At 37.3% G+C, this 3,506-nt stretch carries 4 protein-coding genes; all 4 read right to left on the bottom strand.

Annotated elements, in window-relative coordinates; genetic code table 11:
• Window positions 1–661: hypothetical protein (locus KDK14_RS14290; RefSeq protein ID WP_257265846.1), on the bottom strand; the 661-nt coding region annotated here is incomplete at its 3' end.
• Window positions 658–1,002, bottom strand: a complete 345-nt coding sequence (locus tag KDK14_RS14285; RefSeq protein ID WP_257265845.1) for a hypothetical protein — start codon at window positions 1,000–1,002, stop codon at window positions 658–660. The genes KDK14_RS14290 and KDK14_RS14285, both read right to left, overlap by 4 nt.
• Before the next feature lie 268 nt (window positions 1,003–1,270).
• Window positions 1,271–2,986, bottom strand: a complete 1,716-nt coding sequence (locus KDK14_RS14280) for a protein kinase (protein ID WP_257265844.1) — start codon at window positions 2,984–2,986, stop codon at window positions 1,271–1,273.
• Complete coding sequence (locus KDK14_RS14275) at window positions 2,983–3,219, bottom strand: hypothetical protein (RefSeq protein WP_257265843.1); 237 nt, start codon at window positions 3,217–3,219, stop codon at window positions 2,983–2,985. Before KDK14_RS14275 ends, KDK14_RS14280 begins: the two co-directional genes overlap by 4 nt.
• Between the last annotated feature and the right edge of the window lie 287 nt (window positions 3,220–3,506).

Raw genomic sequence — 3,506 nt, 5'->3', positions numbered from 1 at the left:
TAGCTAAATATCCTATTATCGGGATGATCGTTCGACCGATTCTGTCGCCCTGTGCTGCTGGTTGAAGATCAAGAAGTGTATTGGAATGCGGATTTTGTTGTAAAAGAGGTGTTTTAGTTTTCCCTTTTACTGCAGAATCTGTTCTTGCCTCATTATTCAGATTGCTTGCCGGATTATGGGTTTTGGCTAATTCATTGATGGCTTTTGTTGTATTGGCTTGTATTTTATTGCAGTGTTTATCAGGGTATAAGGAAACCCGATTAAAAAATGGTTTTACTATTTCTTCTCTTAAATCCTTAATGCCTGTTATTAATTGTTCATTCTGTTCTAAATTGATATGTTTCAGGCATGATGTCTTTATTTCTCTTACATCCCTTGAGAAGCTTTTCATCATCATTTCACATATTTCCTCTCCGTACCGATAAACTAAGCTTTTATCAATTTGCTCGGCAGCATCTAGCAGGTTTTTTATAGCATGGCAATTTTTTCTAGCCATGTTAAAGTCTTTTTTCGGGTCTCCCTCGTAAGGGATACTTTTTAGATGGTCCGGCATTGCATTTACAATAACTTCCATTTGTTGATGTATTTTTTTGTTGAGCAAATCGATTACTGTGATTGATACCTTATCGTCTGCCTTAAGCCTGTTCACTTCTTTTTTCAATACAACAAGGTCTGCTCCCGATTGGCAACGATCGATTTCATGGCAGAGATAGACTTCAATGTCTGATTCAATAAGATTCCTGAACTGGTTCTTGAAAAAAAAGTACATTCTTTTGGTATTGATTCAGTCAGTTTTAAAATTTTATCAACGTGATCTGATCTGTTTTTTCCTTCATGATCCTCTTGAACTTCTTCTATTAATACTTCGACACGTCTTTTGGTCATGTTTTTTAAAAAATCATAAATGTTTGTTTTTGGTGTATGTTTTTCCTTGTTGATAAATATCTTGTCAAAAAAAAAGTTAACATTACGTCCCCATTTAGATAGATACGAGTTTTTCATTACTATCCAGTATCTTGGTGCCTTTTTTGGCTTCGATTCCCGAATATTTTGCAGCTTTTGGTCCAGTCAGTTTGATTTGTTCAGGGTTTATATTTAGAGGTGTCGTTTTGCTCAAATGTGTCATGGCTTGAACCTATATTGTAAATCCGTCTATCAATATTCTCTGTCCCGGAGTTCCATAAGCACCGATAAATAAAGATTATCTTCAGTGTATGGGGGCCTGAATATTATGGGAAAACCCATGGACCCACCACTGCACTGAACGATGTCAGGAATGGCAAGAATCAAAGTAAGGGTGCGCGAGTGCTTCAGTGGGGGATAGCCGTTTTTTAGGATCCGGTTCCGTTAACGCCCAGAAAAGATCAGCAGCTTGTTTACCCTCCTTTTCTAAAAGTTGCTCGTACACATCCTTCCTCTTTTTATTTATTTTGTCTATAGCTGCTTTATACGGCAACTTACCTTTAAACATGTCCATATCAACAGGCATTATAGATTTACAATCTAAACACAATTCAGCAAAAGTACACCCTAAAGCCCAAGAGTCTGCCCTGTCATTAGGTTCATAGTCCAAACGATACAGTTTTTCTGGTGACATATATTTTAGTGATCCATCGCGTACTTGCCTGCAGCCACCTATTCTTAGTGCAAGCCCAAAATCGCATATCTTCACGACACCTTCATCATTAATCAGAATATTTTCAGGTTTAATATCTTGATGCTGGTAACCAACCTTAAATAGTGTGTTAACGCCTTTGACAGTCTGATAAAAAGTTCTTTTCAACTTTTCACCCTTGAAACAACCATTCTGTTTTGATGATTTCTTTAAATTCTTGCCTCCATACTCCATAAGTGCGTATTTTTTATCTGACCTTCCCCGGCTCATGGCGACAATCTGTATGATATTCTCTGTGTTCCCACCGGTTCTTGCTACGGCACGTTGAATAATTATCATCAGGGCACATTCGTTTCTTCGATGAGTAACATTAGCAACCTTTTTAAGTGCAAGGTATTGATTGGTCTGCTTGTGTTTCACGAGTTCCACAGAGCCAAAAGATCCCTTACCTAAATTCTCCTCACAAATTAGATCTTCCTCAGGTACGATCGGTAAATTGTACAATTTAGTGATAGGGTCAGCTTTAAAAGTAACAGGTAATGCTGGTTGAGGGGGCAGAACTCCGTTGGAATGGAACTTTCGTTCAATATAAGGCGTTTGAGTTTTCCATTTTTCTGCAAAGGATCTTCCAACTTTATTTTTTAGATTGTTTTCCGGGTGATGGGCTGTTATCCGTTTCGCTTCTAACATCCTTAATGCTTTTTCTGTATTGGTTTTAACTTGATAATAGTGTTCAGAGAATGAGGAAACTTGGTAAAGAAATGGCTTTATTGTTTTCTTTCTTAAACTTTCTATTTCCATTGATAATAGTTGCATCCCTATTGGGTTATTCCGTGCAAGACACATATAGGTTATTTCTCTTACATCCCTTGAGAATACATCGATCATCATGTCATTGAGAGCCTTTCTATGAATCCTGACTAAATTTCCATCAATATTTTTGGCAGCAGTTAGTAGGTTATTGATAGCATTGCACTTATTTTCAGTTACAAGAAAATCTATGCCTGGTTCTTTTTTGTACGGGATACTCCGAAGATGCTTTGGCATTGTCTTCACAAGTACAGCCATTTGATGATGTATTTCTTTATTGAGTGAATCTATTACTTTGCCAGATACTTTATTGCCTACCCTGAGTCTGTTTACTTCTTGTTTTAAAGCAACAAGGCTGTCACCGGATTTGCAAAGTTTGATTTCATGGGATAGATAGACTTTAGCGTCTGATTCAATAAGCTTTTTAAACTGTGCCTTATTAATAAAAGAGCATTCTGTTTGTATTTCATCAGGAAGACCTAAAATAGTGTCCACATGGTCTGACGTGTTTTTGCCTTCTTGAACTTTTTGCATTAATACTTCAACACGCCTTTTAGTCATATGTTTCTGGAATGCATACATTGTGGCTCTTGTTTCATTTTTTTTTTAAAGAACACCTTATTAAAAAAAAGTTTGATATATCGCCCCCATTTAGAAACAAGTTTTCCATGGCTATTCAGTATCTTTGTCTCTTTTCCTGCTGCGATACCGGAATACTTTGCTGCTTTAGGCTCAGGCAGTATGATTTGTTCCGGGTCAATATTTAAAGGAGAAGTTACGTTGTAACGATCCATGTTTTGAACCTATGTCAGAAATCCGTCTATCAATGTTTCCTATCCACCATAAGCCTTGAAAGATATGGATTACCACAAGGAAATCTTCTGCTGCATTGAACGATATGAATATATCAAGCATAGCAAGAAGCAAGGTAAGGGAGTTTCAGCGGGAAGCAGGTCATAATAATGTATTTGCTTAAGTAGCTAACCATATGAAATCATATATTTCTGACTCCTTGTGCCGGCACTATGCTTCGTTACAACTCCGGTCACATAGCTACGGCTATGCTCCCTCCGTTGTGCCT

The sequence above is a fragment of the Endozoicomonas sp. ONNA2 genome, assembly GCF_024606365.1.
GTDB lineage: Bacteria > Pseudomonadota > Gammaproteobacteria > Pseudomonadales > Endozoicomonadaceae > Endozoicomonas.
Note: the sequence above shows the minus strand (reverse complement) of the source record. Positions and strands in the feature narration are given on the sequence as shown.

Excerpts from the sequence above, each read along its gene's own strand:
- KDK14_RS14285 (WP_257265845.1), bottom strand. The coding sequence starts at position 1,002 with ATGAAAAACTCGTATCTATCTAAATGGGGACGTAATGTTAACTTTTTT.
- KDK14_RS14280 (WP_257265844.1), bottom strand. The coding sequence starts at position 2,986 with ATGACTAAAAGGCGTGTTGAAGTATTAATGCAAAAAGTTCAAGAAGGC.
- KDK14_RS14275 (WP_257265843.1), bottom strand. The coding sequence starts at position 3,219 with ATGGATCGTTACAACGTAACTTCTCCTTTAAATATTGACCCGGAACAA.